Annotated in this window: 15 protein-coding genes and 1 pseudogene; 8 read left to right on the top strand and 8 right to left on the bottom strand. The window is 67.2% G+C overall.

The window, feature by feature from the left end:
- Window positions 1–77: 77 nt before the first annotated feature.
- On the top strand, window positions 78–1,286 hold the full coding sequence (locus WKW80_RS00995; protein ID WP_340361664.1) for an AGE family epimerase/isomerase: 1,209 nt from the start codon (window positions 78–80) through the stop codon (window positions 1,284–1,286).
- Between the two features lie 24 nt (window positions 1,287–1,310).
- Here WKW80_RS00995 and WKW80_RS00990 read toward each other — a convergent pair whose 3' ends face one another.
- Window positions 1,311–1,772: a cyanophycin metabolism-associated DUF1854 family protein gene (locus tag WKW80_RS00990; RefSeq protein ID WP_340361663.1), complete on the bottom strand. Its 462-nt coding sequence runs from the start codon at window positions 1,770–1,772 to the stop codon at window positions 1,311–1,313.
- Window positions 1,773–1,774: 2 nt separating this feature from the next.
- Window positions 1,775–4,048: a cyanophycin metabolism-associated ABC transporter gene (locus tag WKW80_RS00985; RefSeq protein WP_340361662.1), complete on the bottom strand. Its 2,274-nt coding sequence runs from the start codon at window positions 4,046–4,048 to the stop codon at window positions 1,775–1,777.
- A 126-nt stretch (window positions 4,049–4,174) separates the two neighbouring features.
- Between WKW80_RS00985 and WKW80_RS00980 the strand changes: the two genes are divergently transcribed.
- From WKW80_RS00980 to WKW80_RS00965, 4 genes are all read left to right on the top strand, one after another.
- Entirely contained in the window at window positions 4,175–6,415 is a 2,241-nt protein-coding gene (locus tag WKW80_RS00980) for a cyanophycin synthetase (protein WP_340361661.1), read from the top strand.
- Between the two features lie 3 nt (window positions 6,416–6,418).
- A complete protein-coding gene (gene cphA / locus WKW80_RS00975; protein ID WP_340361660.1) occupies window positions 6,419–8,986 on the top strand; it encodes a cyanophycin synthetase in 2,568 nt (855 codons plus the stop codon).
- A gap of 268 nt (window positions 8,987–9,254) precedes the next feature.
- A complete protein-coding gene (locus WKW80_RS00970; protein ID WP_340361659.1) occupies window positions 9,255–9,650 on the top strand; it encodes a hypothetical protein in 396 nt (131 codons plus the stop codon).
- 185 nt (window positions 9,651–9,835) lie between these two features.
- Window positions 9,836–10,348 carry a hypothetical protein gene (locus WKW80_RS00965; protein WP_340361658.1) on the top strand — a complete coding sequence of 171 codons (513 nt, stop codon included), beginning with the start codon at window positions 9,836–9,838 and terminating at the stop codon, window positions 10,346–10,348.
- A gap of 22 nt (window positions 10,349–10,370) precedes the next feature.
- On the opposite strand, the gene WKW80_RS00960 is transcribed toward WKW80_RS00965, so the two are convergent.
- Genes WKW80_RS00960 through WKW80_RS00945 form a run of 4 tightly spaced genes read right to left on the bottom strand, consistent with a single transcriptional unit; the run spans window position 10,371 to window position 14,750 of the window.
- The gene (locus tag WKW80_RS00960; protein ID WP_340361657.1) at window positions 10,371–11,732 is read right to left on the bottom strand and encodes an MFS transporter; all 1,362 of its coding nucleotides are present in this window, start codon (window positions 11,730–11,732) and stop codon (window positions 10,371–10,373) included.
- Between the two features lie 24 nt (window positions 11,733–11,756).
- Entirely contained in the window at window positions 11,757–12,458 is a 702-nt protein-coding gene (locus WKW80_RS00955) for a fumarylacetoacetate hydrolase family protein (protein WP_340361656.1), read from the bottom strand.
- A gap of 33 nt (window positions 12,459–12,491) precedes the next feature.
- The gene (locus tag WKW80_RS00950; RefSeq protein WP_340361655.1) at window positions 12,492–13,532 is read right to left on the bottom strand and encodes a cupin domain-containing protein; all 1,041 of its coding nucleotides are present in this window, start codon (window positions 13,530–13,532) and stop codon (window positions 12,492–12,494) included.
- A gap of 18 nt (window positions 13,533–13,550) precedes the next feature.
- Entirely contained in the window at window positions 13,551–14,750 is a 1,200-nt protein-coding gene (locus tag WKW80_RS00945; RefSeq protein WP_340361654.1) for a 3-hydroxybenzoate 6-monooxygenase, read from the bottom strand.
- A gap of 113 nt (window positions 14,751–14,863) precedes the next feature.
- On the opposite strand from WKW80_RS00945, the gene WKW80_RS00940 reads away from it, so the two are divergent.
- Window positions 14,864–15,346 carry a MarR family winged helix-turn-helix transcriptional regulator gene (locus WKW80_RS00940; RefSeq protein WP_340361653.1) on the top strand — a complete coding sequence of 161 codons (483 nt, stop codon included), beginning with the start codon at window positions 14,864–14,866 and terminating at the stop codon, window positions 15,344–15,346.
- Window positions 15,347–15,368: 22 nt separating this feature from the next.
- Here WKW80_RS00940 and WKW80_RS00935 read toward each other — a convergent pair whose 3' ends face one another.
- Window positions 15,369–16,568, bottom strand: coding sequence for an OmpA family protein (locus WKW80_RS00935; protein ID WP_340361652.1), 1,200 nt, complete (start codon window positions 16,566–16,568; stop codon window positions 15,369–15,371).
- Window positions 16,569–16,746: 178 nt separating this feature from the next.
- On the opposite strand from WKW80_RS00935, the gene WKW80_RS00930 reads away from it, so the two are divergent.
- Both WKW80_RS00930 and WKW80_RS00925 read left to right on the top strand, forming a co-directional pair.
- Entirely contained in the window at window positions 16,747–17,304 is a 558-nt protein-coding gene (locus WKW80_RS00930) for a hypothetical protein (RefSeq protein WP_340362213.1), read from the top strand.
- A gap of 41 nt (window positions 17,305–17,345) precedes the next feature.
- The gene (locus tag WKW80_RS00925; RefSeq protein WP_340362212.1) at window positions 17,346–17,678 is read left to right on the top strand and encodes a hypothetical protein; all 333 of its coding nucleotides are present in this window, start codon (window positions 17,346–17,348) and stop codon (window positions 17,676–17,678) included.
- Between the two features lie 23 nt (window positions 17,679–17,701).
- Here WKW80_RS00925 and WKW80_RS00920 read toward each other — a convergent pair.
- Window positions 17,702–18,427 (bottom strand): annotated as a pseudogene (locus WKW80_RS00920) (serine/threonine-protein kinase); the annotation flags it as partial.
- Window positions 18,428–18,497 lie beyond the last annotated feature (70 nt).

Raw genomic sequence — 18,497 nt, 5'->3', positions numbered from 1 at the left:
TGAAACGCAGTAGGCCGAGCGGGCAAGTTTCGCCGAATCGCCGACACTGGGGAGGTCCGATCCAAACCGACAGCGCCATGCCCGACTTCCGATCACCCGAATTCCTGCTGGACCACGTCCGCCACACGCTGGCCTTCTACGACGGCCGCGACGTGGACCCGACCGGCGGGTTCTTTCATTACTTCCGCGACGACGGCGTGGTGTTCGACACGCGCCAGCGGCATCTGGTCAGCAGCACGCGCTTCGTGTTCAACCATGCGACGGCGCTGCGGCAGTTCGGCGCCGCGGAACGTCCGCGCGATCTGGACATCGTGCGTCATGGCCTGCGCTTTCTGGCGCAGGCGCATGCCCAGCCACAAGGCGGCTATGCCTGGATGATCGATTGGGACGGCCAACGCGCCAGCGTGAAGGACGGCACCCAGCATTGCTACGGACTCGCCTTCGTGCTGCTGGCGCATGCGCATGCGCTGATGGCAGGTGCGAGCGAAGCGCGTGCGGGTCTGGACGCGACATTCGCGCTGATGGAACAGCGCTTCTGGGAACCAGCCCACGGCCTTTATGCCGACGATGCCACGACCGACTGGCAAGTCAGCAGCTATCGCGGCCAGAACGCCAACATGCACGGCTGCGAGGCCATGCTGGCGGCGCACGAAGCGACCGGCGACGAAGCGTTTCTTGCGCGAGCGGTAACCCTGGCCGAGAACATCGCGCAGCGCCAGGCGACGTTGGCCGGCGGCCTGGTGTGGGAGCACTACCGCAGCGACTGGTCGGTCGACTGGGACTACAACCGCCACGACAACACCAACATCTTCCGCCCCTGGGGCTACCAGATCGGCCACCTCACCGAATGGACCAAGTTGCTGCTGCAACTGGAGGCCCGTCTGCCCGAGGGCCGGCGCCCCGCCTGGCTGCTGCCGACCGCGCGCCACTTCTTCGACACCGCCGTGCAACGCGGCTGGGACCACGCGCACGGCGGCCTGGTCTACGGCAGTGCACCCGACGGCCAGGTGTGCGACGGCGAGAAGTATTTCTGGGTGCAGGCGGAAAGCCTCGCCGCCGCGGCGCTGCTGGCCGTGCGCACCGGAGAGTCGGCCTACTGGGATTGGTACGACCGCATCTGGACCTACAGCTGGGCCCACATGATCGACCATCGGCATGGTGCCTGGTACTTCAAGCGCGGCAACGACAACCGCGCGCTGTCCGATCACAAGAGTCCGGCCGGCAAGACCGACTATCACACCATGGGCGCTTGCTACGACGTGTTGCGCGGACTTGGATTGCGATAGGGTTGCGATCGGCCCGGATCCGCCCTACAGGAACCGCTCGAGCAACTTCCGCGAAGCGCGGTCCAGCGCCTTTACATCGGCGATGCGGAACTGCACGCCTTGCGCACTGCCAATCAGCAGCGCGCCGCCTTCGAGCCGGCGAATGTCTTCCTCGGCCTTCAGCACGAAGCTGGTTTCGCCGCGATCGGTGGCGATGTACCAGTTGCTCGGCACGCCGAAGCTCGACACGCGGTGCAGTTTCAGCAGCGTCGGCGCGAAGTCACGCGCGGCGAGGTCTTCCTGCAGCAGGGTTCGCGTGCCTGCCGGCAGGTCGTCGATGCGGTCGACCCACACCTGCTCGCGGCCGTCGCTGCCCACCAGCGAGATGCCATGGTCCGGCGCCGTCAGCGGAAAGGCGCGCACCGGCACGATGCCGACGTGCTGCTCGCCATCCGCATCGGTCAGCACAAGCCGGCCGAAGGCATCGCGTTCGATTCGAATGTTCATGATCATGCTTGCCCCGCCGGATGAGCCGCGTGCGTGTGCAGCACGGCGGAGACCTCGCTGCGTTGCTCGGCCGCTTCCTCGTCGTCATCGGCGTGCCGGAGTTGCGCCTGGTACAGCCGCCAGTAGGCGCCCTGCTTTTCCATCAGCGCGTCGTGCGGCCCGACCTCGACGACCTCGCCGCGGTCCATCACGACCAGCCGATCGGCCTTGCGCAGCGTGGACAAGCGGTGGGCGATGGCGATGGTCGTGCGTCCCTTCACGAGGTTGTCGAGCGCCTTCTGTATTTCCTTCTCGGTCTCGGTGTCGACCGCCGACGTGGCTTCGTCGAGGATCAGGATGCGCGGGTCGATCAAGAGCGCCCGTGCAATGCTGATGCGCTGGCGCTCGCCGCCCGACAGGCCCTGCCCGCGCTCGCCCACCAGCGAATCGTAGCCGTGCGCCAGCCGCAGGATGAAGTCATGCGCATGTGCCGCGCGCGCCGCCGCGACGATCTCTTCGCGCGTTGCATCGGGCTTGCCGTAGGCGATGTTCTGCGCGATGGTGCCGAAGAACAGGAACGGCTCCTGCAGCACCAGCCCGACATGGCGCCGGTAGTCGGCCACGGCGAAGCGGCGGATGTCGGTGCCGTCGACCTTGATGGCGCCATCGGTGACGTCGTAGAAGCGGCAGATCAGGTTGACCAGCGTGCTCTTGCCCGAACCGCTGTGGCCGACCAGGCCGATCATCTCGCCGGGCTGGATCACCAAGTCGAGGTCGCGGATGACCGCGCGCGAGCCGTAGCGGAAGCCCAGGCCCTTCATCTCGATCCGGCCCTTGATCTTGTCGACCTTCACCGGGTTGGCCGGCTCGGGTACGTTGCTCACATGGTCGAGGATGTCGAAGATCCGCTTGGCGCCGGCGGCCGCCTTCTGCGTGACCGAGACGATGCGGCTCATCGAGTCCAGCCGCGTGTAGAAGCGGCCGATGTAGGCGATGAATGCGGTGAGCACGCCCACCGTGATGTGCCCGCGCGCCACCTGCAAGATGCCGAAGCCCCACACCACGAGCAGCCCGATCTCGGTCAACAATGACACGCTGGGCGTGAACAGCGACCAGGTCTTGTTGAGCTTGTCGTTGACCTGGAGGTTGTACTTGTTGGCTTCGCGAAAGCGGTCGGCCTCGCGCTTTTCCTGAGCGAAGGCCTTGACCACGCGGATGCCGGGAATGGTGTCGGCCAGTACGTTGGTGACCTCGCTCCACACGCGGTCGATCTTCTCGAAGCCGGTGCGCAGGCGGTCGCGCACGACATGGATCATCCAGGCGATGAAAGGCAGCGGCACCAGCGTGACCACGGCCAGCAACGGGTTGATCGACACCAGGATGACGGCGGTCATCGCGATCATCAGCACGTCGGTCAGAAAGTCGAGCGCGTGCAACGAGAGGAAAACGTTGATGCGGTCGGTTTCGGAGCCGATGCGCGACATCAGGTCGCCGGTGCGCTTGCCACCGAAGTAGTCGAGCGGCAGCGTCAGCAGGTGCTCGTAGGTGGTGGTGCGAAGGTCGGCGCCGATGCGCTCGGACACCAGCGCCAGCAGGTAGGTGCGCGCCCATCCCAGTGCCCAGCCGGCCAGTGCCGACAGCAGCAGCGCGCCGAGAAATATCACGACCTTGGCCACCGCGATCTGCTGCCCGTTCTGAAACGGGATCAGGATGTCGTCCATCAGCGGGATGGTCAGGTAGGGCGGCACCAGCGTCGCTGCCGTCGAGGCCAGCGTGAGCAGAAATCCGATGATGAGCTGGCGGCGATACGGCTTGGCGAAGCGGCCGAGCCGCAACAGGACCCACGTCGACGGCGTCTTCTGGGCTTCGGTCTCCCCGGCGGCAATGTCGTCCAGTTCGGCCGCTTCGGCCGCGGCGGCAGCAACCTGCGCGACGCTGGCAACGCGTTGGTCGAACAACTTGAGCAGGCGCAGCGCTGCGGCCTGGTGCGCCAAGGTGTAGCGCCAGCGTGCCAGCAGCCGCTGGTCGTCGAGGAAGTCGAGCGTGCCGATGCCGGCATGGTCGGTCAAATGGAGTGCCTGGCCGGTGTCCGACAAAGGCCACTCGCGCCAGCTACCATCGGGGTCGCGCGCGAGCACGCGGGAATCGGTCAGCGCAAGCAGGCCGTTGCCAAAACGGAGTTCGCCGTCGAGGTCAACCATCAGAGTGGCCAGAACGTTTTCCGCGGCTGTGAGCCGACTTTTCAGGGCAGCTCCTGCTTCGCCCTCCGGGGTGCCGACTGGATCGTGATGTTGCATTGTGGTTTCGTATCTCTGGCCCGCCTCGGGCCGCATCATGGCGCCCGATGGGCGCCGATTCTGACCCATCGCGGGGGACGCGCCTGAAGGCGCCTCCGCACCAGACAAAACACATCGAACGCTTTCATGACCCGTTTCGACGACATCCAGCTGCCTCGCATCCGATATTTGCGCGGGCCCAATCTCTGGACCTACCGCCCCGTGCTCGAAGTGTGGCTTGATCTGGGCCGATTGGAAGACTTTCCGTCCAATCTGGTCCCGGGCTTCACCGACCGCCTGACCGCATTGTTGCCTGCCCTCATCGAGCACCATTGCGGTGTCGGCGAACGTGGCGGCTTCATCCAGCGCCTCGTCGAAGGCACATGGGCCGGCCACGTGCTGGAGCATGTGGTGATCGAGCTGTTGAACCTGGCCGGCATGCCGACCGGCTTCGGCCAGACCCGCAGCACCTCGAAGACCGGCGTCTACCGCATGGTGTTCCGGGCGCGTGACGAAGAGGTGGCCCGGGCCGCGCTGGCCGAGGGCCATCGCCTGCTGATGGCCGCCATCAACGACGACCCGTTCGGCCCCGCGGATGTGCAGGCCTGCGTCGGCGTGGTCAAGGGCAAGGTAGAGGACTGCTACCTCGGCCCGAGCACCGCCTGCATCGTCGGCGCCGCCACCGACCGCGGCATCCCGCACATGCGGCTGAACAACGGCAACCTGGTCCAGCTGGGCTACGGCGCGAAGCAGCAACGCATCTGGACGGCCGAGACCGACTACACCAGCGCCATCGGCGAATCGATTGCCAGCGACAAGGAACTGACCAAGTCGCTGCTCGCGAGCTGCGGCGTGCCGGTACCCGAAGGCCAGGTCGTGGCCGATGCGGCGCAGGCCTGGGAGGCGGCTGAAGACATCGGCCTGCCGGTGGTCGTGAAGCCCTCCGATGCCAACCATGGCCGCGGCGTGTCGCTCGAACTGACCACGCGCGAGGAAGTCGAGGCTGCGTTCGCGGTGGCCGAGCCCGAAGGCAGCGACGTGATGGTCGAACGCTTCATCCGCGGCTCGGAGCACCGGTTGCTGGTGGTCGGCGGACAGGTCGTGGCGGCGGCGCGCGGCGAGATCATCACGGTGACGGGAGATGGCCAGTCGAACGTGGCGGCGCTGGTCGACAGCCAGCTCAACAGCGATCCGCGCCGGGGCGTCGAGGAGGAATATCCGCTCGACTTCATCGACGTGAACAGTGACTCGAAGCTGCTGCTCGAAATGCAGCGGCAGAAGCTCGACGTGAAGTCGGTGCCCGAGGCCGGCCGCGTGGTCGTCATCCAGCGCAACGGCAACCTCGGCGTCGATTGCACCGACCAGGTGCATCCGGAAGTGGCGCATGCGGCCTCGCTGGCCGCGCGTGTCGTCGGGCTCGACATTGCGGGCATCGACCTGGTCGCCCAGGACATCTCGCGACCGCTCGCGGCGCAAGGCGGCGCGATCGTCGAAGTCAATGCCGGACCCGGGCTGCTGATGCACCTGAAGCCGGCGGTCGGCTCGCCCCGCCCGGTCGGCCGCGCGATATGCGACCACCTTTTTCCCGACGACGCGCCGGGCCGCATTCCGGTCGTCGGCGTCACCGGCTCGAAAGACACGGCGGTGCTGGCTCGCCTGGTCGCCTGGCTGATCGACCTGGGTGGCCGTCACACCGGGCTCGCCTGCCGCGACGGCCTGTTCCTTGCGCGGCGCCGCGTCGATGCGCGCGACAGCGCCAATTGGGAAGCCGGCCACCGCCTGCTGGTGAACCGCGCGGTGCAGGCCGTGGTGATCGAAAGCGGCGCCGAAACCATCCTGCGCGACGGCCTGGCCTATGACCGCTGCCAGGTCGGCATCGTGACCGATCTCGAAGGGGCCGAGGCGCTGGGCGACTACGACATCACCGAGAGCGACCAGATGGTCAAGGTGTTGCGTACCCAGGTCGACGTGGTGCTGCCGGAAGGCACTGCGGTGCTGAATGCAGCCGATACGCGCGTGGCCGGGCTCGCGCCGCTGTGCGATGGCGCCGTGATCCTCTATGCGGCCGACCCGGGCGCCGAGCCGCTGGCCGCGCATCGCGACGCGGGCGGCAAGTCGGTGCTGGTGCGGCAAGACCGCGTGGTGCTGGCCAATGGCAGCAGCGAATCCTTCCTGCCCGGCCTGGGCCGCCTGACCGTCTGGCGCGCGAGCCATGCGGGCGTGAGCATCGACAGCCTGCTGGCGGCGGTGGCGGCGGCATGGGCGCTGGGCATTCCGCTCAACCTGATCGGCGCCGGCGTCGAAGCCTTCGAATCCGACCTGCAGGCAGCGCTCGCGTCGCTGCAACTTTCCCAGTCCGCTCCCTTTCAAGAAAAACAACACGCCTGAGCCATGGAAGTCACACGCATCCGCGCATTGCGCGGCCCGAATCTCTGGAGCCGCCACACCACCATCGAAGCCATCGTGGCCTGCCCCAGCGACGAAAACGCGATCGAAAAACTCCCAGGCTTCGAAGCACGCCTGCGTGCGCTGTTCCCGACCATCGGCGAACTGCACCCGATCGTGCTCGGCCATCCGCTGGCATTGGCCCACGTGCTGGAGAACGCGGCCATGGCGTTGCAGACGCAGGCCGGCTGCCAGGTGAGCTTCGGCCACACCGCGCCGACCACCGAACCCGGCGTCTACCAGGTCACGGTGCAATACACCGAAGAGGCCGTCGGCCGACTGGCCTTCACGCAGGCTGTGCAACTGATCCAGGCCGCGCTCGATGGCACCGGCTTCGACGCCAATGCCGCAGTGGCCGAACTGCGCGACCTCGACGAGTCGGAACGCCTCGGGCCCAGCACCGGCTCCATCGTCGATGCGGCGGTGGCGCGCGGCATTCCGTATCGCCGCCTCACCGCAGGCAGCCTGGTGCAATTCGGCTGGGGCTCCAAGCAGCGCCGAATCCAGGCCGCCGAGGTCGACAGCACCAGCGGCGTGGCGGAGTCGATCGCGCAAGACAAGGAGCTCACCAAGCAACTGCTCAACGCGGCCGGCGTGCCGGTGCCGCTGGGCCGCCCGGTGGCCGACCCGGACGACGCCTGGGCCGCCGCGCAGGACGTCGGCCTGCCGGTGGTGGTGAAGCCGCAGGATGGCAACCAGGGCAAGGGCGTCACGGTCAACATCACGTCGCGCGAGCAACTCGATGCGGCCTTCGCATCGGCCGCCGAGTACGGCGAGGTGATGGTCGAGAAGTTCCTTCCCGGCTTCGACTTCCGCCTGCTCGTGGTCGGCGACAAGCTCGTGGCCGCCGCGCGCCGCGATCCGCCGCAGGTGATCGGCGACGGCGCGTCCACGGTGCGCCAACTGGTCGAGGCCGTGAACCTCGACCCGCGCCGCGGCGAGGGCCATGCCACGTCGCTGACCAAGATCCGGCTCGACGACATCGCGGTCGGCCGTCTCGAGGCACAGGGCTTGACGCCCGACAGCGTGCCGACGCGCGGCCAGCGCGTGGTGCTGCGCAATAACGCGAACCTGTCGACCGGCGGCAGCGCCACCGACGTGACCGACACCGTGCACCCTGAAATCGCCGCGCGCGCCGTCGACGCGGCACAGATGGTCGGTCTGCACATCTGCGGCGTCGACATGGTCTGCGAGAACGTGCTGAGCCCGCTCGAAGAACAACACGGCGGTGTGGTCGAGGTCAATGCCGCACCCGGCTTGCGCATGCACATCTCGCCGTCGTTCGGCCGCGGCCGAGCGGTCGGCGAGGCGATCATCGACACCATGTTCGCGCCCGGCGACGACGGCCGCATCCCGGTGATCGCGGTCACCGGCACCAACGGCAAGACCACCACCGCGCGCCTCATCAACCACCTGCTCGCATCGAGCGGCCTGCGCACCGGCATGACCAACACCGACGGCGTGTACGTCGACGGGCGCCAGACCGACAGCGGCGACTGCAGCGGACCCAAGAGCGCGCGCAACGTGCTGCTGCACCCCGACGTGGATGCCGCCGTGTTCGAGGTTGCGCGCGGCGGCGTGCTGCGCGAGGGCCTCGGCTTCGACCGCTGCCAGGTGGCCGTGGTGACGAACGTCGGCAGCGGCGACCACCTCGGACTCAACTACATCACCACGGTGGAAGACCTGGCCGTACTGAAGCGCGTGATTGTGCGCAACGTGGCGAACCAGGGCTATGCGGTGCTGAATGCGGCCGACCCGAACGTGGCGGCCATGGCCGCCGGTTGCCCCGGCAGCGTCGTGTTCTTCACGGCCGACCGGCAGCATCCGGTGATGGCCACGCACCGCGCGCAGGGCAAGCGCACCGTGTATGTCGACAACGACACGCTGGTCGCGGCCGAGGGATCGTGGCGCGAGCGCGTGCTGCTGCGCGACGTGCCGATCACCCGCAACGGCACGCTGATGTTCCAGGTCGAAAACGTGATGGCGGCGGTGGCCGCGGCCTGGTCGATCGGCATGGATTGGGACACCATCCGCGGCGGCCTGGCCAGCTTCAAGAACGATGCGGCCGGCGTGCCCGGGCGCTTCAACGTCATGGAGTTCCGCGGCGCGACCGTGATCGCCGACTACGGCCACAACACCGACGCCATGAAGGCGCTGGTTGCCGCCGTCGACACTATGCCTTCCAGGAAGCGCTCGGTGGTCATCAGCGGCGCCGGCGACCGGCGCGACAGCGACATCCGCGACCAGACGGCCATCCTCGGCGAAGCCTTCGACGACGTGATCCTCTACCAGGATGCAGCCCAGCGTGGCCGCGCCGACGGCGAGGTGATGGCCTTGTTGCGACAGGGCCTGGTCGGCGCGGGCCGCACCCGCCACATCGAGGAAATCCGCGGCGAGTTCATCGCCATCGACGCAGCGCTCGAGCGACTGCAGCCGGGCGATTTGTCGCTGATCCTGGTCGATCAGGTGGAAGAAGCGCTGAGCCATCTGGCCAACCGCATCGCGGCCGGTTGAGGGGACGTCGAGAGGACGTCGAGAGGACGTTGAGTGGCCGATCGACAGGCCAGTCGAGGGCCGGTTGAAAGGCCGATCGAAAGGACGTCGAGAGGCCGGCGCACTTGGCGTGCGCAGCCCTGTGCAGTTTGAAGGACTTGTCCCACAGTCTTTACCGCGCAGGGGCCGGCCGCAGGGCGCCTCGTCCGACAGTGTTTCGGCCATCCGCGGACCATGCTGGCGCACCGGCTCGTTCTTTCGATCGAGCCCGTCCAACAGGAGTGCTCTCATGACCGCAACCGTTATACGTTCCCGTTTGTTGGCACTGGCGATGACCACGACACTGGCCGGCGCCGCCCTCGCCGCACAGCCTGCGAGAGGCCCGGGTTCCGACACCCGCTATCAAAACGAAATTGCCGCTTGCAACAACAATCAGCAAGACCGTGCCGCCTGCATTCGCGAAGCCGGCGCGGCGCGGGAGGAAGCGCGTCGCAACGGCCTGACCAGTGAATCACCGATCAGGTACCAGCAAAACGCGCTGGCCCGCTGCCAATTACAGCCCGCCGACGATCGCGCCGCCTGCGAGCAGCGCGTGACAGGCACTGGCGTGAGCAGCGTCGACGGCAGCGTGATGGGTGGCGGCGTTCTGCGCGAAACCGTGACGCCCGTCTCGCCCGGCCCCTGAGCAAGGCGCCTTCGATCCGCAAGCACACGACAGTCCGAGCAATAATTGCCCGTAGCAGGGAGTTTTCGAAGCGTGCCGAGGTCGCTCCATAGCCCCGGCCGCGGTGCCCGCACTCGTCGTTCATGCATTTCAGACAACTCCGGATCACCGGCCCCGGGGCGCAACCCTATGTTTTGGACCAGCCGATGTTTGTCTACGACCGGGACACGCTGCTGGCCACGCTGGAGCCTGTTCCGCTGTCGAAGAGCGGCACCGAGATCCACATCGAAGCCTTCAACCCGACGCGCCTCGTGCGCCAGGACTACCGGCACGTCGGCCGGCTCATCTTTCTCGAAATCTGCGTTTTCATCTCCGAGAAGTTCCCACAGATCCAGGCGATCAATTTCGCCTTGTCGCGCCGGGTCGATGTGCTGGGCGCCGGGGAGCAGCAAGCATCGGAACGCGCCGAGACCATGGACCGCATCGGCGCCATCAACGTGCGGATGCGCCCGAAGCCCAACGCCTTGCCGGGTCATTTCGTGGTGTCGGGCGTCTGGGCCTACAGCGAGCAGAACTTCGCCGCGTTGATGCAAGTGCTGGAAGAGGAGCGGGCGCAATATCGACGGCGGCCGATCGGCTCCAGCGCGCCCGAGAAGTCGAAAGTGCTGAGCACCATCCGCCAATGGGTCACCGGCCGCGCGACGGTGAAAGGGTCGTAGCGGCACGCATGGGTAGTGGTGCTCAGCGCGGCCGCGGCGTCAAGGCAACGCGGTTCACGCGCTTGTCTTCCCGGGCGTCCCGCGCGAGCGGCACCAGCAGCGTGAGCAGCATGCCGAGCACGCCCAGGGCCGCGAGCACGTAGAAGATCGAATCCAGCGCAAGGCCCGCGCTGATCAGCAAGCCGCCCAGCACGGGACCGCCCACGCCACCGAGCCTGCCGAACCCCGCGCACCAGGCGACGCCCGCACCGCGCACGTTGGTGCGGTAGTAGTTGGCGACGAACCCGTAGATCAGTGTCTGCGTGCCGCTGGTGCCCAGTCCGACGACGGCCACGATCAACAGCAACGCAGCCAGCGGGAATCCCAGCGTGAGCAGGAGCAGCGCGATGGCACCGATGCCGAAGCAACTGGCCACCACCGGCTTCGGACCGAACCGGTCGGCCGCACCCGAGGCTGCCAGCGCGCCGAACAGCGCGCCGCCGTTGAGCACCAGCAGGAACGACAGCGACCCCTTGGCATTGAAGCCGGCGCGCAGCATCAGTTCGGGCAGCCAGGTGTTGAGCGAATAGACCAGCACCAGGCCGGTGGCGCTCATCAGGCCGAGGACGATGGTCGGGAAGATGTAGTGGCCACTGAACAGGCCCGCGAAACCGGCCTTGCCTCCGCCTGCGAACGCGGGTTGGTCGACCGCTTGGACCGTCGTCCGGGGAATCTCGACCCCCGTTTTCTCCGAGATGGCACGCGCCTCATCCATGCGGCCGCGCGCAGCCAGCCAAGCCACCGATTCGGGCATCTTGAAGTACGCGAGCGGCAGCAGCGTGAACAGCGGCAGCGCGCCGATGTTGAACATGCCGCGCCAGCCGATGTGCTGCATCAGCAGGATGGCGAGCAAGGCCGCCATCAAGCTGCCCAGCGGCACGCCGCCGTAGGTGATGGCGTTGCACAGGTTCTTCTTGCCTTTGGGCGCATATTCCGACACCAGCGCGCCCGTCGTCGCGACCAGTGCGCCGACGCCGAGGCCGGTGCAGAAGCGCAGCCAGCCGAATGCCGTCGCGGTCGTCGCCATGGCCGTGAGCGCCATCCCGATGGAGAACCAGGCATACGCGAACAGCATCACCTTGCGTCGCCCCAGGATGTCGCCGACGCTGCCCGCCATCAATGCACCGACGAGCACGCCGACCAATGCGTAGCTGCCGAGCGCACCGGCGATGGCCGGCGTCACGGTGCCGATGTGCGACGGGTCGCGCAGGAAGGTCGACACCACGGTGCCGTAGACGACGAGGTCGTAGCCGTCGAAGATGAGTCCCACGGTGGCCAGCGCCACGACCCAGATCACGGTGCGCAGGCGGCGGGCGTCGAGCGCGGGGTCGGTTGTCGGTGTCATGTCTTGTCTCCTTGGGGCGCGTGCTTATTCGGCGGCGCCGACGTGCAGCGAGATTTCGCCCACGCCTGCGATGTGGCCGTCGATGCGGTCGCCTTCCGCCAGGGCGCCAACGCCTTCGGGCGTGCCGGTGAAGATCAGGTCGCCGGGTTGCAGGTGATAGAACAAGGAGAGGTCCGCGATGATTTCGCGGATGTTCCAGATGAGCTTGTCGAGGTCCGACTTCTGGCGCGGCTGGCCGTTGACCGTCATCGCGAGTTCGCCCTTGTCGAGTACCCGGCCTTGCATGGGCACGACCTCGGACACCACCGAAGACGCTTCCACGTCCTTGCCCAGGTCCCAGGGACGGCCCTTGTCGCGCGCCACGAGTTGCAGGTCACGCCGCGTCATGTCGAGGCCGCAGGCATAGCCGTAGACAAGTTCGTGCGCATCCTCCTGCGCCACGCGAAAGCCCGGCGCACCGATGGCCAGCACCAGTTCCATTTCGTGGTGATAGTTCTTCGTCTCGGGCGGGTAGGCCACGGTCGCGCCGGACTCCACCAGCGTCTGCGGCGACTTGGTGAAATAGAACGGCCGCTCGACGCTCTTGTCGACGGGCTTGCCCATCTCGACCGCATGCGCGTGGTAGTTGCGCCCGACGAAGAACAGGCGGTTGATCGGCAGGCGTTCCGCCTTGCCGCGCACCGGCAGGGATTGGACGGGCGGCGGGTTCCAGAGATAGGTGGTCATGAAGTGTGTGTCCTTGGTTCTTGAAGAAGGGAATCAGCCGCGGTTCTCGTACACGCCGAGCTTGCGGTGCAGGGGTGCCTCGTCGGCGATGAAGAGAAAGGCCGGGCTGGTCGCCGAGCGATTGCTCAGGGTGACCGGCGTGTAGCCTGGCGCGCAGCAGGTGTCGGCCTCGGCCAGATCGAAGGCCTGTTCGTTGACCCGGACATCGGCGGCGCCTTCGATCAGGTGGAAAACCGAGGCCGGCGACCGCGCCGGTAGTCGCAAGATTTGGCCCGGCCGCAGCATCAGCGCATGGAAGCCGAGGATGTTCTGCGCGTCGCCGCCGGTCTCCGGGTTGGTGTAGGTCACTTGCACGGCGTCGAGCGACGGCTCCTCGAGCGCCAGCGTTTCAAGCGCCGCGCGTGCCTCGGCCCACGGATAGCGCAGCATCGGATAGCCATTGCGCGTCGCACCGAAGACCTGCGTCGGCACCACGCCGCCGCGTGCGTAGACCCGATCGCCGCGACCGGACAACACGGCCTGCGCCGGGCCGTCGACGTGATAAGACGCTTCCATGTAGTAGACCAGCGGGAGGTCCAGCACGTCGAGCCAGACAACGGGCTCGGTGCCGTCATGGCCATGCTCGTGCCACAGGCCGCTTGGCGTGAGGATCAGGTCGCCGCGTTGCATGGGGCACTTCTCGCCGCTGACGGTAGTCCATGCGCCCTCGCCTTCCACGACCATGCGCACGGCATTGGGCGTGTGGCGATGTGCGGGTGCCCATTCGCCGGGCATCAACAACTGCATGCCGAGGTACATCGCGGCGCTGGCCTGCATCTTCTCCAGGCCATGGCCCGGATTGGCGAGCACCAGCACGCGGCGCTCGGCCTTTTCGATGGGCGTCAGTTCGCCGGCCTTCAGCAGCAGGGGGCGCAACGCCTCGTACGACCAGTGGGTCGCCCGGGTATTGGGGATGGGCTTCTCCGGCGGCAGCACGGCGCGCAGGTTGGGCCACAGCGGCACCAGGTTCTGCGCCTTCAATGCGGCGACGTAGTCGACGGGCAGGTCTTCGAGGCGGCCAAGTTGTTGGGTCATCTGTTTCTCCGGAAGTTTTCAGGCGGCAAGGCAGTTGTCTGCCTTCCAGCTGTAGAGCCATTCCATGGCGTCGAAGTAGCGCTCGGGCGAGCGGTCCTTCCACAGCTCGTTGCGGATCAGGCGCTCGACACCCTTCGCGTGGAAGATGCGCCCCATCTCGCGCGCCGACAGCACGATGCGTGCGGTGCGCGCCACGCGCGAGCGTTGGTAGAGCTCGAAGGCACGGCCCAGGTCGTTGTCCTTCACGCGCAGCGCTTCGCCCAGCGTCACCGCGTCTTCCATCGCCATGCAGGCGCCTTGCGCGAGGTACTGCAGCGTCGGGTGCGCCGCGTCGCCGAGCAGCGTGACGCGGCCGAAGTTCCATTGGCCGATCGGCTCGCGGTCGGCGGTGGCCCAGCGGGTCCAGTCCTTCGGCAGGTCGATCAGTTGGCGTGCCTTCGCGCAGATGCCTTCGAAGTAGCCCTGCACCTCCTCGCGGCTGCCCTTGCGCACGCTCCACTCCTCCTGGTCACGGCTGTGGAAGGTGACGACCACGTTGTACTGCTCGCCGCCGCGCAGCGGGTAGTGCACGAGGTGGCAGTGGGGGCCGACCCAGATGCTGGCCGCGTTCCACTGCAGGTTGGCCGGGAAGTCCTTCTTGTCGATCACGGCACGGTAGACGACGTGGCCGGACACCCGTGCCTCGTCGGCCACGTATTGCCGGCGCACTGCGGACTTCACGCCGTCCGCGCCGATCAGCGCGATGCCACGATGCTGTCCGCCCTTGGCGTCGAACACGGTCACGCTTTGCTCGTCCTGCTCGATGCGCTGCACCTGCACCGAAGTGGCGATTTCGATGTTGCCCGCCGCCTTCGCGCCTTCCAGCAGCGAGGTATGGACGTCGGCCCGGTGGATCACCGCATACGGATTGCCGAAGCGTTCGATGAACGCCTTGCCCGTCGGGATGCGGCCGACCAGCGATTCGTCGAGCGCGTCGTGCATGACCATATCGTCGGTGTAGACGGCGCGGGCCCGGGCGAATTCGCCGATGCCGAGCGCGTCGAACGCGGCGAAACCGTTGGGGCCGCACTGGAGCCCGGCGCCGATCTCGCCGAGCTGCGAGGCCTGCTCCAGTACCTTGACCGGAAAACCGCGCCGCACCAGCGCCAGCGCCGCCGCGATGCCGCCAATGCCGCCGCCGGCAACCAGCACCGGGAGGGAGGAGGAACTTGCGTTCATGAGAGCTTCCTTTTGAATGACCGCATACTGATCATCAGTACACTGAGTATAAGTGTAGTGATAAACTGACTGCGGACTATCAGGGTTAGCCCTTAGTCGAATTCAAGGAAGCCATGAAAGCGAAAGCGCGCAAATCCATCATCGACCTGGAGACTTTGCCGGGCCACTACATCCGCCGGCTGCAGCAGATTGCGGTGGCGGTGTTCCTGCAGGAGACCGAGGCTCACGGCCTCACGCCGGTGCAGTACTCGGCGTTGCAGGGCATAGAGAACAGCCCCGGCGTGGATCAGCGAACGCTGGCCCGCACGATCGGGTTCGACACCTCGACGACGGCCAGCGTGATCGACCGGCTCGAGGCACGCGGCCTGGTGCAGCGCAATGCATCGCCAACGGACAAGCGGGTGCGCCTGCTCACGCTCACCGACGAAGGGCGCACGCTGCTGGCCGACGTGGTGCCGTCGATGCGGCGGGCGCAAGAGCGCATGCTCGATCCGCTCAGCAGCACCGACCGCGCCGAGTTCATGCGCATGCTGCGCACGCTGGTGCAAGCCAACAATGAACTGAGTCGCGCGCCCGGCGAGGCGCGCGAGCAGTGACGCCGCTGGCTGCCGTGCGCACCTACGCCCGGCAGTCCCTGATCTTGAATTCCACCCGCCGATCGGGCGCGTCGACCAGGTCGTCGGTGCCGCTGCCGACGATGTTTTCCTTGAACCCCATGCCCTGCGGGCGCGTGCGGCTACCGACTTCCGGCGACTCGGCGCTGAGGCGCTGCTTGATGTAGATGGCGCGCTTGAGCGACAAGGCGTCGTTCATCTGCTCGCTGCCGGTCTTGCTGGTGTGGCCGACGATGTTCATGCAGACCTTGGCGGCGCCGCCTTCACGGGCGATCTGCCGCAACCACATGCCGTACGCGCTGCTGATGTTCGGGTCGGACCAGAACTCGGTGCTGCCGGGATTGAACAGGAACTTCACGCCCAACTGGTTGTAGGCGATGCCGAACGCCACCACGCGCCCGAAGGCCGCTTCCGCCTCGGGCAACCTGCCCAGCTTGATGTAGCTGAGGTAGATGCCGTTGAGCACCCGCATCTGCTCCCCTGCAGGCGTGGCCAGCGCACTTCGGTACTGGCCCAGCGCCTCCTGGTATTGCGCGGCGTTGTAGAGGTTGGTGGCGTCGTTGATGACGGTCGCGGTGGCAATGCGGTCGAGGTAGGTGGGGTCGGCCTTCTGGCCCGGCGTCGTGGCGCTGGTGCGCACATAGCCGTCGATGACCGCGTCCTTGACCAGCACGGGGCTGTCCCGGTAGTACGGCAGCGGCTTCATGTCGACCGTGTCCTGCCGCGCCAGCGCAGAGGATTGGGCCACCACCATGCCACCCTTGATGTCGACCAGCGCCAGGTTCAGGCGGTAGGCCGACTGCACGTGCACCAGCGTACCCGTCAGCAGGTACTCGGCCTTGGCCAGGTTGCCAGCCCGGAACGGCAGTACTTCGATCTGCTCGAAGTTCTTCGTCATGCGCTCGGTGACCGCGCGGTCGAGTTGTTGCGTGCCGGCAGTTTGCTGGCCGCTGCCGGCATCGAGCGTCGGGTCGAGCACGACGGCGTGCTTGTTCACCTTGGCTTCGACCTTGGCGAGCATGGCGGGCATGCCAGGGATCTTGCGGGTCTGCTGCACCAGGCCGTCGGTGGCCACGGCGATGGCTTCTTCAAAGGGCAGCGCGGTGTTGCTGACCGTGGCGGACGGCGTCCCGCAGCCCTGCAGGAGCAACGCCGCCGCGCCCAGCAGGAATCCGGCCATGAAAAAGGTCCTGGTGCATTTCATCTGCATTCCCTCTTCAAAAAAGCGATTTCCTCCGCGCTGAGCGATTCCATCGACGATTTCAGAACGATATCACCGCACCTCGAGGGCTTGCGTCCCACGTTGTGTGGAGGTGTGTGCTCGCTTTCAGGCTCCGCTGCGCGCCTGGATTCGGCCACCGCGCGGCCACCGGGGACGGGTCTTGATCGCTCCACTGCGGGTGCCGGCGGGCGGGCCGTGGGGCGTGGCTTTGGCGCGGGGGCCGCGGCCGGCGCCGCCCCGGCAACGGGCGGTTCTGCCGCCGGCAACGAATCCGCCGCTGGCGCTGGCGCTGGCGCTGGCGCTGGCGCTGGCGCTGGTGCTGGTGCTGGTGCTGGTGCTGGTGCTGGTGCTGGAGTTGGTGCTGGAGTTGGTGCAGGCGTTGGCGTTGGCGTTGGCGTTGGCGCTGGCGCTGGTGCTGGCGCTGGCGCTGGCGCTGGCGCTGGCGCTGGTGCTGGTGCTGGTGCTGGTGCTGGTGCTGGTGCTGGTGCTGGTGCTGGTGCCGGAGTTGGTGCTGGAGTTGGTGCAGGCGTTGGCGTTGGCGTTGGCGTTGGCGCTGGCGTTGGCGTTGCCGGCGAATCGGCAGCCTCAGTTGTCGGCGCCGGGGATCGCGGCGTCGCCGGCACCGATGTCACCGGCGGAGCGTTCGAACCTCGCGTCATCCACCACCACGCGGCCCCGCCCGCCAGCAGCAAGGCCGCGGAGGCCAGTACAGCGATAGCCTTGCTCGCTACGCGCGTCGATGCAGCTTCGCGTGCCACCATGGTCGGTTGTGTCCCGGCACTGGATTTCACCGGCCGACTACTCGTCCGCCTCGTTGTCAGCGGCATGCGCCCCGTGTCGGCTTCGACTGAATACCGTGAGCCTGAACCCTGTATCGGCATCGGGCCGGCCGGTGCAGGACCCGCATCGAGCATCGAGATGAATTGCGCCACGTCCTGCGGCCTGTCCTCCGACCGCACCGACAGTGCGGCGTCGATCGCGCGCAGGAAGCCGTCTGCGTACCGGCCGGCATGGGTCGTCGCCAACCGCGGCTGCGTATCGTGGACGACGCGTTCCACCGACGGCAAGGGCGGCCGCCCTGTGATGGCGTAGTGCACCACGCCCGCCAGTGCGTAAAGGTCGGTCCACGGCCCCTGCGCCGTGGCGCCGCCGTATTGCTCGATCGGCGCGTACCCCGGCTTGAGCACGGCAGTCAGCGCCTGCGTCATGTCGCTGATCACGCGCCGGGCCGCCCCGAAGTCGAGCAGCAGCGGGCCGGTGGCAGTGAGCAGGATGTTGTCCGGCGAAACGTCACGGTGATAGCACTGCGCGCGATGGAGCACCGCCAGCGCGTCGAGCAACGGAGCCAGCCACTCGCGCAATTCCGCCTCGGTCACGGGTCCGTCGAACGACGCCAATGCAGCCTTGAGCGTCGGTCCTTCGTAGTAGGGCATCGCCATGTACGCCGTGCGATTGGCCTCCCAGAAGCGAAACACCTTCACCAGCGCGGGATGGTCGAAGCGCGCGAGCAGCCGGGCTTCGTTGAGAAAACTTTTCAGCCCGGCCGCGAAGGTGTCCCGGTATTTCTCGGAGCGCGCCGACACGCCGTGCGAGGTTTGGGCCCGCACCGCCAGCGAGGACGGCATGTATTCCTTGATGGCGACATCGCGCTCCAGCGCCATGTCCCACGCCAGGTAGACGATGCCGAAACCGCCCTCCCCCAGCGCGCGGGTGATCCGGTAACCCTCTATCAGCGTCCCATTGGGCAAGGCATGGTCGGAGAGTTCGGCCGAGCCTGCGAGGCGCGGCGCGCCTGGTATCGCGGTGCGCTCATCGTCGTCTGGCGGCGGGCCCGAAGTCATGCGCGAAGCATTGCACAGGCCGGAGCCCATGGCGATGCCCCTTTGGTTCATCGGCTGACAAGCCATCGGT

It is taken from the genome of Variovorax humicola, from assembly GCF_037889915.1.
Lineage (GTDB): Bacteria > Pseudomonadota > Gammaproteobacteria > Burkholderiales > Burkholderiaceae_C > Variovorax > Variovorax humicola.
This window is presented reverse-complemented; position numbering and strand designations above follow the sequence as displayed.

Bases quoted from the DNA above. Each gene is read 5' to 3' on its own strand.
- WKW80_RS00995 (WP_340361664.1), top strand. From the start codon at position 78: ATGCCCGACTTCCGATCACCCGAATTCCTGCTGGACCACGTCCGCCAC.
- WKW80_RS00990 (WP_340361663.1), bottom strand. From the start codon at position 1,772: ATGAACATTCGAATCGAACGCGATGCCTTCGGCCGGCTTGTGCTGACC.
- WKW80_RS00985 (WP_340361662.1), bottom strand. From the start codon at position 4,048: ATGCAACATCACGATCCAGTCGGCACCCCGGAGGGCGAAGCAGGAGCT.
- WKW80_RS00980 (WP_340361661.1), top strand. From the start codon at position 4,175: ATGACCCGTTTCGACGACATCCAGCTGCCTCGCATCCGATATTTGCGC.
- cphA (WP_340361660.1), top strand. From the start codon at position 6,419: ATGGAAGTCACACGCATCCGCGCATTGCGCGGCCCGAATCTCTGGAGC.
- WKW80_RS00970 (WP_340361659.1), top strand. From the start codon at position 9,255: ATGACCGCAACCGTTATACGTTCCCGTTTGTTGGCACTGGCGATGACC.
- WKW80_RS00965 (WP_340361658.1), top strand. From the start codon at position 9,836: ATGTTTGTCTACGACCGGGACACGCTGCTGGCCACGCTGGAGCCTGTT.
- WKW80_RS00960 (WP_340361657.1), bottom strand. From the start codon at position 11,732: ATGACACCGACAACCGACCCCGCGCTCGACGCCCGCCGCCTGCGCACC.
- WKW80_RS00955 (WP_340361656.1), bottom strand. From the start codon at position 12,458: ATGACCACCTATCTCTGGAACCCGCCGCCCGTCCAATCCCTGCCGGTG.
- WKW80_RS00950 (WP_340361655.1), bottom strand. From the start codon at position 13,532: ATGACCCAACAACTTGGCCGCCTCGAAGACCTGCCCGTCGACTACGTC.
- WKW80_RS00945 (WP_340361654.1), bottom strand. From the start codon at position 14,750: ATGAACGCAAGTTCCTCCTCCCTCCCGGTGCTGGTTGCCGGCGGCGGC.
- WKW80_RS00940 (WP_340361653.1), top strand. From the start codon at position 14,864: ATGAAAGCGAAAGCGCGCAAATCCATCATCGACCTGGAGACTTTGCCG.
- WKW80_RS00935 (WP_340361652.1), bottom strand. From the start codon at position 16,568: ATGAAATGCACCAGGACCTTTTTCATGGCCGGATTCCTGCTGGGCGCG.
- WKW80_RS00925 (WP_340362212.1), top strand. From the start codon at position 17,346: ATGGTCGGTTGTGTCCCGGCACTGGATTTCACCGGCCGACTACTCGTC.